Below are 18,499 nucleotides of genomic sequence, written 5' to 3'. Positions count from 1 at the left end.
AGGCCGGTGACCGGGGATACGATTCGGTCGCGAATCGTATCACGGCACCAGTTTGTAGCCACCGGCTTCCGTCACCAGGATCTCGGGATTGGCGGCATCTTTCTCGATCTTCTGCCGGAGCCGGTAAATATGCGTTTCCAGCGTATGGGTGGTGACGCCCGAATTGTAGCCCCAGACCTCTTGCAGCAGCGTCTCGCGCGACACCGGCATCTGGCCGGCGCGGTAGAGGAAGCGCAGGATCGCGGTCTCCTTCTCGGTCAGCCGCACTTTCCGCGCATTGGCGGCGGTCAGCATCTTCGAGCCGGGCCGAAAGCTGTAGGGACCGACGGAGAACACCGCGTCTTCGCTCGCCTCGTGCTGGCGGAGCTGCGCGCGGATCCGGGCCAGCAGCACCGCGAAGCGGAAGGGCTTTGCCACATAATCATTGGCGCCGGATTCGAGGCCGAGGATGGTGTCCGAATCGGTGTCATGGCCGGTCAGCATGATGATCGGCGCCTTGAAGCCGCCTTTGCGCAAGGACCGCACCACCTCGCGGCCATCGGTATCGGGAAGGCCCACATCCATCAGGACCAGATCGGGAGAGTTGGTCTTGGCGGCGCTGGCGCCCTTGGCGCCGGTATCGACTGCGGAGGCTTCGAATTCCTCGTGAAGGGAAAGTTGCTCGACCAGCGTGTCACGCAGGTCGGTGTCGTCATCCACGATCAAAATCTTGCGGGCATTGGCCATAGGAACGATCCTCTTGGAGGCAGGCAGCAGCGGACACAAGCGGACAGCGCTTTGGCCGAGACTTGATGGCGAGACTCGCTATGTAGGTAGTCGTTCATTACCGATTCACAAGCCGATCACAGTCTATCCCAAATCAGCAGCCGATTGGATGAATGTGCTGTAATCCCGCCAGATAGAACAATCGGGGCCGGGCAGGCAAGGCGCGGGCTTTTTGATTCACATGAGAAGTTCCAGTTTTTCAATCACTTATGAGACAACCGCGCGTGATCGGCCGTTGTCCCTGATCCGCGTCCAACCCGCCGCTGGTGACCCGTGCCGGGGGTGGCTGACCGCCGACGGTTGGTCGGTACCGGTTGCGCTTGGCCGGGGCGGCATCCTCGCCAATAAGCGCGAGGGCGACGGCGGCACCCCTAGGGGTGTCTTCCGCCCCCGACAATTATGGTGGCGGGCGGACCGCTCCCCGCGACCGGCGAGCTTCCTGCCGACCCGTCCCATTCGGCCCGAGGACGCCTGGTGCGAGGACCCGCGGGACCGCCATTACAACCGGCCGGTGCGACTGACGCGCGAGCAGAACGGCGACCGGCTGACGCGCGAGGATCGTCTCTACGACTTCATCATCGAGATCGACCACAACACCACCCCGCGCATCGCCGGCCGCGGCAGCGCCGTGTTCCTGCATCTGGCCCGTCCAAATTTCGCGCCGACCGCCGGCTGCGTCTCGATGACCAAATCCTCGATGCTGCGGCTATTGCGGCGAATGAGCCCGCAGACGCGGATTGTGATTGGGTGAATCACCTAATGTCGTCACCCGTTCTCCGCTGTCGTCCCGGCCTTGAGCCGGGACCCATAACCACAGGATGTCGTTATGGCGCGAGCAGGCAGTTACAGCGGAGCACATCACATCGCCCTGTGGTTATGGGTCCCGGGTCAAGCCCGGGACGACGACATCATTGCGGGCGGAGCGAAGCAATGACGGCGTGCGATGGCGCAGCTACCGCGCCCCAAAAATCGCGGACCCCACGCGCACATGGGTCGCGCCCATCTGGATCGCTGTGGCGAAATCGGCGCTCATGCCCATCGAGAGATTCGTCAGGCCGTTGCGTGCGGCGATCTTGGCCGTCAGCGCAAAGTGCGGGGCAGGGGGGACGTTGACCGGCGGGATGCACATCAGGCCCGAGATCGAAAGCCCGTAATGCTCCCGGCAGCGCGCGATGAAGGCATCGGCCTCGGACGGAGAAATGCCGGCCTTCTGCGGCTCCTCGCCGGTATTGATCTGGATGAACAATTGCGGCTGCCGGTTCTGGTTTTTAATTTCCTTGGCTAACGCTTCGCAAATGCTGGGGCGGTCCACCGAATGGATGGCATCGAACAGCGCCACCGCCTCCTTCGCCTTGTTGGATTGCAACGGTCCGATCAGATGCAGCACGATGTCGGGGTGGGCCTGCATCAAGGCAGGCCACTTCGTCTTGGCTTCCTGCACGCGATTCTCGCCGAAAACGCGCTGTCCGGCCACGATGACGGGCGAAATCGCATCCGCATTGAATGTTTTCGACACCGCGATCAACGTCACCGAGCCACGATCGCGACGCGCATCCTTGCAGGCGCGCGCGATTTCCTCCTCGACTTCTGCGAGACCGTTTGGTGAATGCGCGGTTAGCGCCGCTGTGTTTTCCGGTGTCATGTCATCTACCAACGCAGGCTAGAGCATTTTCGGTTCTGATTGAATCAGAACCGAATCTCTAGATTCTTGATTTGACGCGTTTTCTTCACGCGAACCGGTATCCACTTCGCTCGAAAACGCTCTAGCGGGGGTTCCCTCGAATTTTATCAAATCCGGGAAAGCCTTCTTGAACCCTTCGTTCTACTTTCACCAGTGGGGCTAGGGGACATTAATGTCTAAAATTAATTTCAACCGCCACCGCGCCAAACTCAAGACTCTTCTGGGTATCCGCGGGCGGCTGGCGCTGCTTGCGCTGTTGCTGGTGGCGCCCATGATGCTGGACCGCGTCCGCACCCTGGAGGATTCGCGGGCCAAGCAGATCGCACACGCCGCCGAGGAATTCGCCGCGCTCGCCGCACACAGCGCCGACGCCCAGCGCGAGGTCATCTCCTCGGTCGAGACGGTGCTGAAATCCACCGCCTATATCCGTGCCTCCGCCGGCGGCATCGGCAAGAGCTGCGAGATCCTGCGCGCCAGCGCGCCCGCCAACATGCCCTGGATCCGCAGCCTGATGTTTCTCGGCAGCGACAACCGGATCCAGTGCTCGACCGACAACGCCTATGTCGGCATCGATCTTAGCGACCGGCCCTATGTGACCGAAGCGAGGGGGCGCCGGGAATTTGTCTTGAGCGATTTGATCGTGAGCCGCCCCACCAATACACCGGTCGTGATGGCCGCTTACCCGGTGGCGGCCGTCAACAGTGAAACCGACTCGGTGGTTCTGGCCGCGATCAATCTGGACTGGATGTCCAAGATCATGAGCAATTACGGCGGACGTGCCGGCGTTTCCTCCGTCTTGGTCGACAGCACTGGCACGATTCTCGCGGCACCGCTGGATCAGGCAAGCATGATCGGCCGCTCGCTGGACACCGTGCCGCTGATGTCCGCGGTCGCGGACAAGGCGCTTAGTTATGGTGAGTCCTCCGGCTCGATTTCCTTTACCGCGGCGGATGGCACGAACCGCACGATCAGCTTTGCCCGCATTCCCGGCACACGCTCGCGGCTGATCGTCAGCATCGACGAAGCCAAGGTGACGGCGGCGATCGATCGCGATATCCGCACCGCCTATTTGCAACTCGGCTTCGTCTGCCTGCTCGTGCTGTTCGGCGCGCTGGTCGGCGCGGAGAAATTGATCATCCAGCCGATCGACGTGATGACCCGCACGGCCAGGCGCTTCGGCGAGGGCGACTGGTCGGTCCGCGTCGCCAAGAACAAGCTGCCCGCGGAGTTCGTTCCGCTGGCCCGCGCCTTCAATGCGATGGCCGCGCAACTCAGCCAGCGCGAACGCGACCTGGTCGCGACCAACGACCGCCTGACGGTGATGGCCTCGATCGACATGCTCTCGGGGCTCGCCAACCGCCGGGGTTTCCAGAGCCGGCTCGATTTCGAGTGGATGAAGGCGCAGCAATATGATTGCGAGCTGTCGCTCCTGATGATCGACGTCGATCATTTCAAGCTCTACAACGACACCTATGGCCATCCGGAAGGCGACGCCTGCCTGACCCGGCTCGGCGAAACGCTCTCCGGCATCGCCGCCAATACGCTGGGCTTCGCCTGCCGCTATGGCGGCGAGGAATTCTGCCTGCTGTTGCCGAACACCGGTGCCACACGCGCAAAAGAGATCGGCGAGATCGTGCGCGCCACGGTGCAGGATCTCCGCCTGCCGCACGCAACCTCCAGCTACCAGATCGTCACCGCCAGCGTCGGCGTCGCCTGCACCAAGCCAAGCCCGGCGCTCCGCCCCGGCGACCTGATCGAAGCCGCCGACGCCGCCCTCTACGCCGCCAAACATCTCGGCCGCAACACCGTCGTCGAGCACGGCCTGGTGCGAGGCTCGGAAGGTGCGGCAGCGATGGCGATGGCGAGCTAACTTCGCTGCTGTCATTCGGGCGCGACGACATCACCACATCCTCTGTCATTCCGGGGCGCGCCTCTTGGCGCGAGCCCGGAATCCATTTCGCCACTTCCTTCCTGGCTGGATGGATTCTCTGATGTGCAAGAGCACATCATAGCTCGTCCTTCGGACGCCCCGGAATGACGGCGGAGAAAAATTCGCAAGCAATTCCAACGTGATTTGTCCCGTCCAGCCCTCGCACAAAAAACATTCCGCTTCCGCCGTCGGGCAAATCAGCACTATGACTCCGCGCGTCTCACGGCGGATGAGGGGCGGCTCGCGATCGTCACGAACGTTGCGGTGAGATGCGGTGGACGCAGGTGTTGCGACAGACGAACGCGACATCAGCGGACGGCGAAGTCGTGTGGTCCTGGCGCCCCGACGCTGGCGCTAAGTTCTGTTCGTTGAACAGAGCGACGGTGGCAAGAAAGCCCGGTCACCGGGGAGAGCGCGAAATAAGCCGTAACACCATCGCGCAGGGAAAGCCGGAATGCTTCGGTTGAACCTGTGGTCCTACGCCCGTGCTTTTTGTTGCACGGGACCCACGGGTGCAACCAGCACCCGGCTTTCCCTGCGCCCTCTGATATTGAGGAGGGTGAAACAAACGCAAAGCTCGGACGCAACGCGCCGCGAGAACGCGAACTCACATCCGCTCCGCTGTTCGAAAATTGAATCCGAATCCACCCCACGTCGTCCCGGGCTTGACCCGGGACCCATAACCACCGATCTGAGTTGTGGCGCGAGCAAGTGGCCCGAGTTTTCGCATCACGAGCACCTGTGGCTATGGGTCCCGGGTCAAGCCCGGGACGACACCGAAAATGACGTGTAGAGCGGCGCATAATGACCTATCTGCCCTTGCCGTGCGGCGTGCCCCAACCCGTTGACCCCGCAGCCAATTCTATGGCCTAGTCCGCCGTCTTCGAAACGGCCGAAAGGCCCCCAAGAGCCCTGCTCCATGACCTCCGAACGTTACAACGCCCGTGAAACCGAGCCGCGCTGGCAGCGCCAGTGGGACGAGAAGGCGATCTTTGCGTCGAAAAACGACGATCCGCGGCCGAAATACTATGTGCTTGAGATGTTCCCGTACCCTTCCGGGCGCATTCATATCGGCCATGTCCGGAACTACACGCTCGGCGACGTGCTGGCCCGCTACATGCGCGCCAAGGGGCTCAACGTGCTGCACCCGATGGGCTGGGACGCATTCGGCCTGCCGGCGGAGAACGCCGCGATCGAGCGCAAGGTGGCGCCGAAGGCGTGGACCTACGACAACATCGCGGCGATGAAGAAGCAGCTTCGCTCGATCGGGCTGTCGCTGGACTGGTCACGCGAGTTCGCGACCTGCGACCCCAGCTACTACAAGCATCAGCAGAAGATGTTCCTGGATTTCCTGCGCGCCGGCCTGGTCGAGCGCGAGAAGCGCAAGGTCAACTGGGACCCCGTTGACATGACCGTGCTCGCGAACGAGCAGGTGATCGACGGCCGCGGCTGGCGCTCGGGCGCTGTCGTCGAGCAGCGCGAGATGAACCAATGGGTCTTCAAGATCACGAAGTACTCGCAGGAGCTCTTGGACGCTCTCGACGGGCTGGATCGCTGGCCCGACAAGGTGCGGCTGATGCAACGCAATTGGATCGGCCGCTCCGAGGGCCTCTTGATCCGCTTCGCGCTGGATCCCACAACCACGCCGGACGGCGAGCGCGAATTGAAGATTTTCACGACGCGGCCCGACACGTTGTTCGGCGCCAAGTTCATGGCGATCTCGGCGGACCATCCGCTGGCGCAGGCCGCGGCGGCAAAGAATCCGAAGCTTGCCGAGTTCATCACGGAGGTCAAACGGATCGGCACCGCGCAGGAGGTCATCGACACCGCCGAGAAGCAGGGTTTTGATACCGGCATCAAGGCGATCCATCCGTTCGATCCGAACTGGAAATTGCCTATCTATGTCGCGAACTTCGTGCTGATGGAATACGGCACCGGGGCCATCTTCGGCTGCCCGGCGCATGACCAGCGCGACCTCGACTTCGTCAACAAATACGACCTCGGCAACACGCCTGTTGTCTGTCCGGAGGGGCAGGATCCGAAGACGTTCGTGATCACCGACACCGCCTATGACGGTGACGGCCGCATGATCAATTCGCGCTTCCTGGACGGCATGACCATCGAGCAGGCGAAGGAAGAAGTCGCGAAGCGGCTGGAGAGCGAGATTCGCGGCAACGCGCCCGTCGGCGAGCGCCAGGTGAACTTCCGCCTGCGCGACTGGGGCATTTCGCGCCAGCGCTATTGGGGCTGCCCGATCCCGATCATCCATTGCCCGAAATGCGACGTCGTGCTCGTGCCCGACAGCGCGCTGCCGGTAACGCTGCCGGAGGACGCGACCTTCGACAAGCCGGGCAATGCGCTCGACCACCATCCGAGCTGGAAGCACGTCACCTGCCCGCAATGCGGCGGGCCGGCACAGCGCGAGACCGACACCATGGACACCTTCGTGGATTCGTCCTGGTACTTCGCGCGCTTCACCGATCCCTGGAACGAGACATCGCCGACCACGCCTGAAGTCGCCAACCGGATGATGCCGGTCGACCAGTATATCGGCGGCGTCGAGCACGCGATCCTGCATCTGCTCTACAGCCGCTTTTTCACCCGCGCGATGAAGGCGACGGGCCACATCGCGATGGATGAACCGTTCGCCGGCATGTTCACACAAGGGATGGTGGTGCACGAGACCTACCAGAAGGCCGACGGTACCTACGTGATGCCGGCGGACGTGAAGATCGAGGTCGTCGGCAGCGAGCGGCGCGCGACGACGATCGACACCGGCGAAGCGATCACGATCGGCCCGATCGAGAAGATGTCGAAGTCGAAGAAGAACACGGTCGACCCCGACGACATCATCGCGACCTATGGCGCCGACGTCGCGCGCTGGTTCATGCTGTCGGACTCCCCGCCTGATCGCGATGTGATCTGGAGCGACGAGCGGGTGCAGGGCGCGGCGCGCTTCGTGCAGCGGCTGTGGCGGCTGGTGAATGAATCCGCCGAGATCGCGAAGGGTGCCCCAGTGGCCCGGCCGGCGTCATTCACCCCCGAGGCGCTCGCCTTGCGCAAGGCGGCCCACGGCGCGCTGGACAAGGTGTCCTCCGGGATCGAGCGGCTGCATTTCAATGTCTGCCTCGCCCATATCCGGGAATTCGCCAATGCGCTCGCCGAGACCCTGGCCAAGGGCGGCAAGCCGGCCCCCGACGTCGCCTGGGCGGTCCGGGAGGCCGCGGTCATCCTTGTTCAACTGTTCGCGCCCATGATGCCGCACCTCGCCGAGGAATGCTGGCAGGTTCTGGGCCAGGAGGCGCTGATTTCGGAGGCTTCCTGGCCGCAAATCGAACGCGATTTGCTGGTTGAAGACAGCGTGACCCTGGTGGTCCAGGTCAATGGCAAGAAGCGGGGTGATGTTACCGTGCCACGGGCGGCGGAAAATGCTGAGATCGAGGCTGCCGTTCTGGCGCTTGATGCGGTAAAAGCCGCCTTGGACGGCAAGCCCGTCCGCAAGGTGATCGTGGTGCCCATGAGGATCGTGAATGTCGTCGGCTAGGATCCGGATCGCTCTCCGGCTCGTCGCGGTGGCCGCTTTGGCTGCGGTGACGGCAGGTTGTTTCCAGCCGATGTATGCCGAGCATACCGACGGCACGCCGGCGTTGCGCGAGAAGCTGATGGGCGTCGAACTCCCGCCGATCAACGACAAGCCGAACGCGTCCCGCGAGGCCCGCATCGGCGTGGAAGTCCGCAATGCGCTGGCGTTCAAGCTCTATGGCAACGCCACCGGCATGCCGCCGACCCATCGGTTGGTGATCCGCTTCACGACCAGCCGCTCCTCGCTGATGATCGATCCGAACACGGCGCTGCCGACCGGCGAGAATTTTGGCATCGACGCGCAATACAACCTGGTCGAGATCGCCTCCAACAAGTCGGTGATGACGGGCTCCACCTTCTCGCGGGTGTCCTACGACATGCCGGGCTCCTACCAGCGCTTTACCCGCACGCGCGCGTTGCGCGACGCCGAAGATCGCGCCGCGCAGGAGATCGCGGACAACATCAATACCCGGCTGGCGTCCTTCTTCACCGCCGGGACCTGATCGCCGTTGGTCGCGCTCCGCGGAAAAGAGATCGACGCCTTCCTCGCCCGGCCCGATCCCGGCCGTCCGATCATCCTGCTCTACGGCCCCGACGCCGGCCTGGTGCGCGAGCGCGCCGATGCGCTGATGGCGTCCGCGGTCGACGACCCCAACGATCCGTTCTCGCTGGTCCGCCTCGACGGCGACGACCTCGCCGCCGAGCCTTCGCGTTTGGTGGATGAAGCGATGACGGTGCCGCTGTTCGGCGGACGGCGCGCGATCCGCGTCCGCGCCGGCTCGCGCAATTTTGCCAGCGGCGTCGAGACGCTGACGGATTCGCCGGTGAAGGACTGCCGCATCGTGATCGAGGCCGGCGACATCAGGCCGGATTCGCCGCTGCGCAAGATCTGCGAGCGCGCCAAGAATGCGGCGGCGATCGGCTGCTATCCCGACACTGAGCGCGATCTCGCCAAGCTGATCGACGACGAACTGCGGACATCCGGCCTGCGCATCGCGCAAGATGCCCGTGCCGTGCTGATGTCACTGCTCGGCGGCGACCGCCAGGCTTCGCGCAACGAAGTGCGCAAGCTCACGCTCTACGCCCACGGCAAAGGCGAGGTCACGCTTGAGGACGTGATGACCGTGGTGTCCGACGCATCCGAGCTGAAACTCGATCCGATCGTGGACAGTGCCTTCGCCGGCAATGCCGCCGCGGTCGAGACGGAGTTTGCGAAAGCGATGGTCGCCGGTACCTATCCCGGCGTCATCATCGCTGCCGCGCAGCGCCAGGCGGCCTGGCTGCACAAATCGGCGCTGGCGATTGCCGATGGTGCGCCGGCCGCGTCGGTGCTGGAGGGCGGATACCCGCGATTGCATTTCTCGCGGAAAGGTGCCGTCGAAATCGCACTCCGCAATTTCAGCCCGCAGCGGCTGGTCGGCATCATCGAGCAGCTCGGCACCGCGGCGCTTGATATGCGCAAGCAGAATTCGCTCGCCGCAGTGATCGCGCAACGCACCTTGCTCTCGATCGCCGCGAATGCGCGGCGGCGCGGGTAAGTTGCTAGCCGCCCTCGAGCCGCCGCATCACCTCGTCTAGCTGCTCGAGACTGCGGTAGCTGATCTGGACGGAGCCGCCGGGATCGCGGTGGTTGACGCTGACGGTCAAGCCCAGCGCATCGGAGACGCGCTTCTCCAGCGCGAGCGTGTCCGGGTCCTTCTCCTTGCCGGCGGCGCCGCCGCGCGCCTTCTGCGGCTTGCGCACCGGCACGCCCTCGTCATGTGCCAGCGCTTCGGCCTGGCGCACGTTGAGACCTTCGGCGACGATGCGCTTGGCGGCTGCGAGCGGATCGGGCACGCCGATCAGCGCGCGCGCATGGCCTGCGGACAATTCGCCGCTGGCGATGAAGGCCTGCACCTCGGCGGGCAGCTTCGTCAGCCGCATCATGTTGGCGACATGGCTGCGGCTCTTGCCGACATCCCGCGCGATATCTTCCTGACTGCGCTTGAACTCGTTGGCGAGCGCATGATAGCCCTGCGCCTCTTCCATCGGGTTGAGGTCTTCGCGCTGCACGTTCTCGATGATCATCATCTCGAGCGCGTCGCTATCGTTGACCTCGATCGGGACGATCGGCACCTCGTGCAGGCCGGCGAGCTGGGAGGCGCGCCAGCGCCGCTCGCCAGCGATGATCTCGTAGCGGTCCTGCGCGCCCTTGACCGGCCGCACCACGATCGGCTGGATCACGCCGCGCTGCTTGATCGAATCGGCGAGCTCACGGAGCTCGGCATCGGCGAAGCTGCGGCGCGGATTGCGTGGATTGGCCTTGAGGAATTCGATCGGCACCTTGCGCTGCGTGCGCGGCCGCTCGACATGCGCCGCCTCGCCGCCGACGTCCCCGATCAGACTTGCAAGCCCACGGCCCAGTCGCGAACGCGCTTCGTCGGCCATTGTCGCCAGCTCCCTTGGATTCACGTAGCAAACTCCGGAATTCGAATTTCAGATCGGTCGGATCGTAGGATGGGTAGAGCGCCGCGAACCCATCGCGCTCCTCGCATAGAAAGATGATGGGTTTCGCTGCGCGCTACCCATCCTACGAATGGTCCTTAATTCGTGCGCAACTCGCGTTCGCGCTGGATCACTTCGGTGGCGAGCTTCAGATAGGCTTCGCTGCCGACGCATTTGAGGTCGTAGACCAGCACCGGCTTGCCGTAGGACGGCGCCTCGGAGATGCGCACGTTGCGCGGGATCATGGTGTTGTAGACCTTGCTGCCCATGAACTGCCGGACGTCGGCGACGACCTGGTTCGACAGATTGTTGCGGGAGTCGAACATCGTCAGCACGATGCCGTGGATCGACAGGTTCGGGTTGAGCGTCGAGCGCACCTGCTCCACCGTCTGCAAGAGCTGCGACAGACCTTCGAGCGCGAAGAACTCGCACTGCAGCGGCACCAGTATCGCGTCCGACGCCGCCATCGCGTTCACGGTCAGCAGGTTGAGCGACGGCGGACAGTCGATCAGCACGTAAGTGTAATCGGCATCCGGCGAGGTGTTGTTGTTGAGCCCGGCGATCGCGTCGCGCAGGCGGAACGCGCGGCCCGGCGTCGTGCCGAGTTCAAGCTCGAGGCCGGAGAGATCCATGGTCGAGGGCGCTATGTGAAGCCGTGGCACCGCGGTCGCCACGACCGCCTCGCGCAGCGGCGCCTCGCCGATCAGAACGTCATAGGTAGAGCAGCCCCGATTGCGCCGGTCGATGCCGAGCCCGGTCGATGCGTTGCCCTGCGGATCGAGATCAACGACCAGGACCCGCTCGCCGATGGCCGCGAGTGCCGTCCCGAGATTGATCGCTGTGGTTGTCTTGCCGACGCCCCCTTTTTGGTTGGCAAGCGACAAGATGCGTGGATGGCCAGCCGGTTGTGGCACCCTATCCTCTTGATAAATCTCGTCAATTACGGTCATGGCGTTGCCCTGGTAATCCCCTGCGTAAAGCTCAACGTCGCACTATGGAGTTGAGCTCAACAATCCAGCCGTGTCCGCCGGTGCGACTCGGATGAAGCTGCGGCTCAATTTTCCAATATTTAGTGGCTTCGGTCAATTCGGCCTCTACATCTTGGCCTTTGAGAAACAGCGCTTTTGCACCCTTTCGCACCAACGGTTCCGCGAAGCCGATGAGCTGATGTAGCGGAGCCAGCGCCCGCGCGGTCACGCAATCGATCGGGCCGCTGATTCTTTCCACAATATCCCCGATGTCAGCCAGATGCACCGTCCCCGGCGCCGCTGTCACCCGCAGTGCTTCGCGGAGAAAGGCCGCTTTCTTGGCGTTACGCTCGACCAGGTGGACGCTAGTGCCAGGCGTGTCGGCGAGCGCGCAGGCGAGCACGACACCGGGAAAGCCGCCGCCGCTGCCGAGGTCGACCCAGACCTTGGCAGTTGGAGCGAGGTCGAGCAATTGCAGCGAATCAGCGATGTGGCGGGTCCAGAGTTCGGGCAGCGTCGACGGCGCAACGAGATTGGTCTTGGCCTGCCACTCCAGGAGAAGCGCGACGTAGCGGTCGAGCCGGGCTTCCGTTTCACGTGAAACGGGGGCGAGGGCGAGGGCCGCCCTCTTGTCGGCGGCTGCGCTCGGTAGCGCTCTGTTTAGCGATGCTTTGACCATGATTCGCAATGTCAGTCGGAAGCCAGGTTGTCATTGCGAGCGCAGCGAAGCAATCCATTGACGCCGTCGTGCTCGGATAAATGGATTGCTTCGCTGCGCTCGCAATGACGGTAGCGCGCCGTTTCACGTGAAACGCTTACGCGATCGCCGTCGCCTTCTTCCGCCGTGCCTCCCGACGCAGGTAAGCGGCCAGAATGCCCAGCGCCGCCGGAGTCATCCCGTCGATCCGCCCTGCCTGACCCACGGTCCGCGGCAGCGCAGCCTTCAGCCTGGCGCGCGCCTCGTTGGAGAGGCCGGGTACATCGTCATAGTCGACGCCGGTCAGGACAAGTCCCTCGTCGCGGCGGAAGGCATCGACGTCTGCGATCTGGCGCTTGAGATAGACATCGTACTTCGCGTCGATCTCCAGGTGCACGGCAGTCGATGGATCGACGACCGACAGCTCCGGCCAGATGCCGCGGAGCATCGACCACTCCACTTCGGGGTACGACAGCAGTTCAAAGGCGGAGCGGCGGACGCCATCACGGTTCAGCGCCAGCCCGTGTCTTATGGCCTCGTTGGGCGTAATCGAGAGCGACCTGGCCAGCGCCTTGGTGGCATTCAGCGCCGCCATCTTTGCGGTGTGGCGCTTGGAGCGGGCTTCGCCGACGCACCCCAACGCAATCCCCTTATCCGTCAACCGCTGGTCGGCATTGTCGGCCCGCAGCGTCAGCCGGTATTCGGCCCGCGAGGTGAACATGCGATAGGGCTCGGTGATCCCACGCGTGACCAGGTCATCGATCATCACGCCGAGATAGCCGTCGGCGCGGTCGAACACGATTGGATCAGTGCCGCCGGCAGCGAGTGCCGCGTTCAGGCCGGCGACGATCCCCTGCCCGGCTGCTTCCTCGTATCCGGTCGTGCCGTTGATCTGGCCAGCCAGAAACAGTCCGGGCAATCGCTTGGTCTCAAGCGTCGGATCGAGCTCACGCGGGTCGACATGGTCGTACTCGATCGCGTAGCCCGGCCGGACCATCTTGACCCGCTCAAGGCCGGGGATGGAGGCGAGGATCGCGAGCTGGACCTCTTCCGGAAGTGAGGTCGAGATGCCGTTGGGGTAGACCGTATTGTCGTCGATGCCTTCGGGCTCCAGAAAGATCTGGTGGCCATCGCGATCCCCGAAGCGGACGATCTTGTCTTCAATCGAGGGGCAATAGCGCGGCCCAGTGCTCTTGATCTGACCGGAATACATCGGCGAACGATGCACATTGGCCCGGATTACCTCATGGGTCTTGGGCGTGGTGCGAGTGATCCCGCACTGGATCTGGGGCGTCGTGATCCGGTCCGTCATGATGGAGAACGGCTCAGGCGGATCATCGCCTGGCTGCATCTCGACTGCAGACCAGTCGATCGTGGTGCCATCCAGGCGCGGAGGCGTCCCGGTCTTCAACCGGCCAAGCGTAAAGCCCAGACGCTCGAACGAAGCTGAAAGCCCCATGGCCGGAGCCTCACCGACCCGGCCGGCGGGCCAATTCTTCTCGCCGAGATGGATCAAACCGCGCAGGAAGGTGCCGGTCGTGATCACAACGGCGCAGGCGGAGATCATCCGCCCGTCTCCGAGGCGAATTCCATTGATGCGGCCATTGGAGGTCAGGAGATCATCCGCCTCGCCCTCGACTACGATCAGGTTGCCGGTCTCAAGGATCGCCGCCTGCATCGCAGCGGCATAGAGCTTGCGGTCGGCCTGAGCGCGCGGACCACGGACGGCAGGACCCTTGCGGCGGTTCAGCATCCGAAACTGAATGCCGCCGGCATCCGCGACCCGGCCCATCAAGCCGTCGAGAGCGTCAACTTCGCGGACCAAATGACCCTTGCCGAGGCCTCCGATCGCGGGATTGCAGGACATCGCGCCGATGGTCGAAAAACGATGCGTCACCAGCGCCGTCTTCGCGCCCATCCGGGCAGCCGCACTGGCGGCCTCGCAGCCAGCATGGCCGCCACCGATGACGATGACGTCGAATGAAAGCGATTGGGTAGACATGCGCAAACTTCTAGCGCGGAGCGGTGAAAGTCGAAAGACAAGTTTCAACGAGCCTGATCCGCTGTTTCACGTGAAACAGGGTGCCGGTCCTGTGTTCCACCGACCCCCTGCGCCGGGTGTTTCACGTGAAACAGTGCCGGCAGGGGGCAAAGGTCGAGAACTCACGTCGAGAAGCGCGGCGCCGGTGCTGCGCGGTCGGATCGTCAGCTCAGGTTGAAGACGATACCCAAAGCGAGCCAGCCGGACGCCACGGAGGCCAGCGACAGCAACATGTCGATTGCGGCATCCGAGCCCTTAAGCCGGCTCTGCCAGGCCTGGGCCGATTCATTGGTCCACTTACGGAAGCCGCTATTAGTCGTCAGTGACGGTGGCAGTCGTTGATGGTTCCGCCAAGTCCGCCGCAGCAGATAAGGCAGCATCACGGCCATCAGCAGGAACAGATTGACGATTGCGAGAGGAAGTTCGGTGTCGTTCTGACGATCAAACAATATCCTGGCCGCCAGATCGAAGAAGGCGACGAGCCCGATAGCGGCCTTGTAGACCAGCGGATGGAATCCGGAAGGCCCTGTCCGGTGGGAGTTCCGTGCGCCCCGTTAGATGTTTTGCCATGACCCTTCTCCAGCATCTGCGAGGAGCGATCGGCCGCCAACGGTTCGGCAGCAAGATGGATAACCAGGACGGATAAGACGCAGTTTCGTTAAGCCTCGTTCATGATTTGCGGGACCTGAGGAGCGAGTATGGTGTCGTTTTCCGGATCGGCTTCCCTGACTCAGTGGCCTACTGATCCAGCGACCTACTTCCCGACGCAGAATTCCCGAAAGATCACGTCGAGGATGTCCTCGACATCCACGCGGCCGAGAAGCCGTCCGAGACTATAGGCGGCCGCCCGGAGTTCCTCCGCGGCAAGTTCTTCGCCTGCCCCGACCACATCGATCGCCCGCCGCAACGATTCGGCCGTCTCCCGCAACAGCTTGCGCTGCCGCGTCCGGGTAATCAGACTGCCCTCGCCAGATCCGAAGCAGTCGTGCGCAAAGCCGACAAGGGCCGCGATCAGTTCCGGAATCCCTTCCCCGCTCCGAGCAGAGATCCTGAACCTAGCGCACGGTAGTTCCGATCCTTGTAGCTCCGACGCCGAAGCATCCAGATCGATCTTGTTACGCACCAACCAGACCGGCGCGGACCCGTCGTTTGAAGCTGCCGCGCTCATCCTATCGGTGAGCCACAAAACCAGGTCGGCTTCTTCGGCGCGGGCACGGGCGCGGCGCACCCCCTCCTGCTCGATCGGATCGTCGGTCTCTCGAATTCCGGCGGTGTCGATCACCGTCACCGGGTAGCCGTCGAGATCGAGCTGCACTTCAATGACGTCGCGCGTCGTGCCGGCGTGCGGCGAGACGATCGCGACGTCGCGCCGCGCAAGCTGGTTGATCAAGGTCGACTTGCCGACATTAGGCGGACCCGCGATTGCGACCACCAAACCGTCGCGAAGTCGTTCGCTCTGCGCCTGGGCCGCCAGCACCTGCTGAATTTCGGTCAGCAGCGCTTTGACCTTCGTGAGCGCCGGCGCGATCAGTTCCGCCGGCACGTCGCCCTCGTCGGAAAAATCGATACCAGCCTCGATCAGAGCCGATGCTTCGATGATCTCAGCGCGCCAGTCGCGTGCGCGATCGCCGAGCAGGCCCTTCAACTGGCGCAGCGCCTGGCGGCGTTGCCGATCAGTGTCGGCATGAATGAGGTCGTCGAGGCCCTCGGCCTCGGTCAGATCGAGCTTGCCGTTCTCGAAGGCGCGGCGGGTGAATTCGCCGGCCTCGGCAGGCCGAACGTCATCAACGCCAGCGAGCGCATTGAACACCGCGCCGAGCACGGCCCGCCCACCATGGACATGAAATTCGGCGACGTCCTCGCCCGTGGCACTCGCGGGCGCTGGGAACCAGAGGACCACCGCATCGTCGATCGGCTGGTCGGTGGCATCCTTCAGCAGCGTTCTGGTCGCCATCCGCGCCGATGGAATCTTGCCAGCCAACTTCACCAATGCTGGACCAGCTTGCGGCCCCGACACCCGGACGATGGCGATCGCACTTGGCGGTCGCCCCGAGGAAAGCGCAAAGATGGTCTGGTCTCGCGGATGCATCGCCTATTTGTTAGCGAACGGCCGGGAAGGCAACGCACAATTCGCGCGTCTCATCATTCGCGCCTACGCTGCATCGCAGCAATCAGCCAATCTTGCTGCAGCAATTGTGCAGCAATTTGCTACGAGATTGGAGGCGCCCCATCATCGGCAGATCCGCGAATTGAAGAAGTATAATAATTATCAAATACTTAGATGACGGAATTCTGGAACCATGCGGTTATGCTGCAGCTATACCGCAGCATAACCAGATATATTGCACCGCAACATAAGCGGACCTGTCGGCCGGCGCTTACGTGTTCATCGAATCGAAGAACTCGGAGTTGTTTTTCGTATTCCGGAGCTTATCGAGCAGGAAGTCGATGGCGTCCATCGTACCCATCGGATTGAGGATCCGGCGCAGCACGTACATCTTCTTCAGAACTTGCGGATCGGTGATCAGCTCTTCCTTGCGGGTGCCGGAGCGGGAAATGTCGATCGCCGGGAAGGTCCGCTTGTCGGAGACCTTGCGGTCGAGGATCAATTCGGAGTTACCGGTTCCCTTGAACTCTTCGAAGATCACTTCGTCCATGCGGCTGCCGGTATCGACCAGCGCGGTGGCGATGATGGTGAGCGAGCCGCCCTCCTCGATGTTGCGGGCGGCACCGAAGAAGCGCTTCGGTCGCTGCAGCGCGTTGGCGTCGACACCGCCGGTCAGCACCTTGCCGGATGACGGCACCACCGTGTTGTAGGCGCGGCCCAGGCGCGTGATCGAGTCGAGCAGGATAACCACGTCGCGGCCATGCTCGACCAAGCGCTTGGCCTTCTCGATCACCATCTCGGCCACCTGGACGTGACGCACGGCGGGTTCGTCGAAGGTCGAGGACACCACCTCACCCTTCACCGAGCGCTGCATGTCGGTGACTTCTTCCGGACGCTCGTCGATCAGAAGCACGATCAGATAGCATTCGGGATGATTGTGCGTGATCGAATGCGCGATGTTCTGCATCAGCACGGTCTTACCCGTGCGCGGCGGCGCCACGATCAAGGCGCGCTGGCCCTTGCCGATCGGCGCAACGATGTCGATCACCCTTGCAGAAAGGTCTTTTCGCGTCGGGTCATCGATTTCCATCCGAAACCGCTGATTGGGAAACAGCGGCGTCAGGTTGTCGAAATTGACCTTGTGCTTGGACTTCTCAGGGTCCTCGAAATTGAGCGAGTTGACCTTCAGCAACGCAAAATAGCGCTCGCCCTCTTTCGGGCTGCGGATGTGGCCTTCGATCGTATCGCCGGTGCGCAGGCCGAAGCGGCGGATCTGCGAGGGCGAAACGTAGATGTCGTCAGGGCCCGGCAGATAATTGGCATCGGGCGAACGGAGGAAGCCGAAACCGTCCGACAACACCTCGACGACACCTTCACCGATAATGTCGGTTTCCTGGATCGCAAGCTGTTTGAGGATGGCGAACATCAGCTCCTGCTTGCGCATGGTGCTGGCGTTTTCGACCCCATTTTCCTCGGCAAACGAGACAAGCTCGGCCGGCGTCTTGGACTTGAGGTCTTGAAGTTTGATTTCCCGCATGGGGGTGGTCCTGTGGAGCATTTTTTAGAGAAGGATCTTGCGAGGTGGCTTTGAGAAAAAGCGGACGCAAAAATGAAGGTCCGCAGGTCTAAGCAAGGAAAGCGCCGGTGGAGGCTTCAAACCTGATGTGGCGGCCGGCCCGTTGATGGAACCGGAACGCGATCACATCCGCCTGCGTGGGGTGGGATTGAGACAAATATAGAAAATCGCTTTGCGCTCCGCAAGAAGGACTGAAGCCTGATTCCTGGGCAAACGGCTCCTCTAGAACGGCTTGACCACCACAAGAATGACGATGCCGATCATCAGGACAGTCGGCACCTCGTTGATAATCCGATAAAATTTCTGGCTTCGGGTATTCCGGTCGGCGGCAAAATCCTTCATCCAGCGGGCAAAAAATCCGTGGACGCCGGAGAGCACGAGCACCAGCAAGAGCTTGCCATGCAGCCAGCCGGAGCTGAACCAGTGACCAGTCCAGGCCAGATAGAGGCCAGCGAGCCAGGTAACGATCATGGCCGGATTGATGATCGCCCTTAGGAGGCGCCGTTCCATGATCTTGAAGGTCTCGGACTGCTTGGAGCCTTTCTCGGCCTCGCAGTGATAGACGAACAGACGTGGCAGATAGAGCATGCCGGCCATCCAGGAGATCACCGCAATGATGTGCAGCGCCTTGATCCACTCATAGATCCCGTCTTGCATCGTGATCGCCG

At 62.8% G+C, this 18,499-nt stretch carries 16 protein-coding genes; 6 read left to right on the top strand and 10 right to left on the bottom strand.

From position 1 onward, the window contains the following. Window positions 1-39: 39 nt before the first annotated feature. Window positions 40-726, bottom strand: a complete 687-nt coding sequence (locus ACZXDY_RS18805; RefSeq protein ID WP_027582830.1) for a response regulator transcription factor — start codon at window positions 724-726, stop codon at window positions 40-42. Between the two features lie 220 nt (window positions 727-946). Here ACZXDY_RS18805 and ACZXDY_RS18800 point away from each other — a divergent pair, with 220 nt between their 5' ends. Next, window positions 947-1,516, top strand: coding sequence for a L,D-transpeptidase family protein (locus tag ACZXDY_RS18800; RefSeq protein WP_464346504.1), 570 nt, complete (start codon window positions 947-949; stop codon window positions 1,514-1,516). A gap of 201 nt (window positions 1,517-1,717) precedes the next feature. Here the strand turns inward: ACZXDY_RS18800 and ACZXDY_RS18795 are convergent, their stop codons facing one another. Continuing rightward, on the bottom strand, window positions 1,718-2,407 hold the full coding sequence (locus tag ACZXDY_RS18795) for a YggS family pyridoxal phosphate-dependent enzyme (protein ID WP_464346503.1): 690 nt from the start codon (window positions 2,405-2,407) through the stop codon (window positions 1,718-1,720). Window positions 2,408-2,618: 211 nt separating this feature from the next. Here ACZXDY_RS18795 and ACZXDY_RS18790 point away from each other — a divergent pair, with 211 nt between their 5' ends. The 4 genes from ACZXDY_RS18790 (at window position 2,619) to holA (ending at window position 9,496) form a co-directional block, all read left to right on the top strand. Next, window positions 2,619-4,316 (top strand): diguanylate cyclase domain-containing protein, encoded by a 1,698-nt coding sequence (locus ACZXDY_RS18790; RefSeq protein WP_464346502.1) that lies wholly within the window; start codon window positions 2,619-2,621, stop codon window positions 4,314-4,316. 979 nt (window positions 4,317-5,295) lie between these two features. After that, entirely contained in the window at window positions 5,296-7,920 is a 2,625-nt protein-coding gene (gene leuS / locus ACZXDY_RS18785) for a leucine--tRNA ligase (protein ID WP_464346501.1), read from the top strand. After that, window positions 7,907-8,461, top strand: coding sequence for an LPS assembly lipoprotein LptE (gene lptE / locus ACZXDY_RS18780; protein ID WP_028164764.1), 555 nt, complete (start codon window positions 7,907-7,909; stop codon window positions 8,459-8,461). The genes leuS and lptE overlap by 14 nt, the downstream gene beginning before the upstream one ends. 6 nt (window positions 8,462-8,467) lie before the next feature. Next, window positions 8,468-9,496 carry a DNA polymerase III subunit delta gene (gene holA / locus ACZXDY_RS18775; RefSeq protein ID WP_464346500.1) on the top strand — a complete coding sequence of 343 codons (1,029 nt, stop codon included), beginning with the start codon at window positions 8,468-8,470 and terminating at the stop codon, window positions 9,494-9,496. A gap of 4 nt (window positions 9,497-9,500) precedes the next feature. On the opposite strand, the gene ACZXDY_RS18770 is transcribed toward holA, so the two are convergent. From ACZXDY_RS18770 to mnmE, 6 genes are all read right to left on the bottom strand, one after another. Next, complete coding sequence (locus ACZXDY_RS18770) at window positions 9,501-10,385, bottom strand: ParB/RepB/Spo0J family partition protein (RefSeq protein ID WP_028164766.1); 885 nt, start codon at window positions 10,383-10,385, stop codon at window positions 9,501-9,503. Window positions 10,386-10,540: 155 nt separating this feature from the next. After that, a complete protein-coding gene (locus ACZXDY_RS18765) occupies window positions 10,541-11,392 on the bottom strand; it encodes a ParA family protein (protein ID WP_464346499.1) in 852 nt (283 codons plus the stop codon). Window positions 11,393-11,423: 31 nt separating this feature from the next. Beyond that, entirely contained in the window at window positions 11,424-12,089 is a 666-nt protein-coding gene (rsmG, locus tag ACZXDY_RS18760) for a 16S rRNA (guanine(527)-N(7))-methyltransferase RsmG (protein ID WP_464346498.1), read from the bottom strand. A 136-nt stretch (window positions 12,090-12,225) separates the two neighbouring features. Next, entirely contained in the window at window positions 12,226-14,109 is a 1,884-nt protein-coding gene (gene mnmG, locus ACZXDY_RS18755; RefSeq protein ID WP_464346497.1) for a tRNA uridine-5-carboxymethylaminomethyl(34) synthesis enzyme MnmG, read from the bottom strand. A 203-nt stretch (window positions 14,110-14,312) separates the two neighbouring features. Then, entirely contained in the window at window positions 14,313-14,597 is a 285-nt protein-coding gene (locus ACZXDY_RS18750; RefSeq protein ID WP_464346496.1) for a hypothetical protein, read from the bottom strand. Between the two features lie 305 nt (window positions 14,598-14,902). Then, a complete protein-coding gene (gene mnmE, locus ACZXDY_RS18745; RefSeq protein WP_464346495.1) occupies window positions 14,903-16,237 on the bottom strand; it encodes a tRNA uridine-5-carboxymethylaminomethyl(34) synthesis GTPase MnmE in 1,335 nt (444 codons plus the stop codon). Here mnmE and ACZXDY_RS18740 point away from each other — a divergent pair. Further along, entirely contained in the window at window positions 16,173-16,433 is a 261-nt protein-coding gene (locus ACZXDY_RS18740; RefSeq protein WP_464346494.1) for a hypothetical protein, read from the top strand. The two genes, mnmE and ACZXDY_RS18740, sit on opposite strands and share 65 nt — an antisense overlap. A 93-nt stretch (window positions 16,434-16,526) precedes the next feature. Here the strand turns inward: ACZXDY_RS18740 and rho are convergent, their stop codons facing one another. Both rho and hemJ read right to left on the bottom strand, forming a co-directional pair. After that, a complete protein-coding gene (gene rho / locus ACZXDY_RS18735) occupies window positions 16,527-17,792 on the bottom strand; it encodes a transcription termination factor Rho (RefSeq protein ID WP_027581395.1) in 1,266 nt (421 codons plus the stop codon). Window positions 17,793-18,053: 261 nt separating this feature from the next. After that, entirely contained in the window at window positions 18,054-18,488 is a 435-nt protein-coding gene (gene hemJ, locus ACZXDY_RS18730) for a protoporphyrinogen oxidase HemJ (protein ID WP_196237297.1), read from the bottom strand. Window positions 18,489-18,499: the final 11 nt, after the last annotated feature.

This window comes from Bradyrhizobium sp. LeoB3 (assembly GCF_055456055.1).
This window is presented reverse-complemented; position numbering and strand designations above follow the sequence as displayed.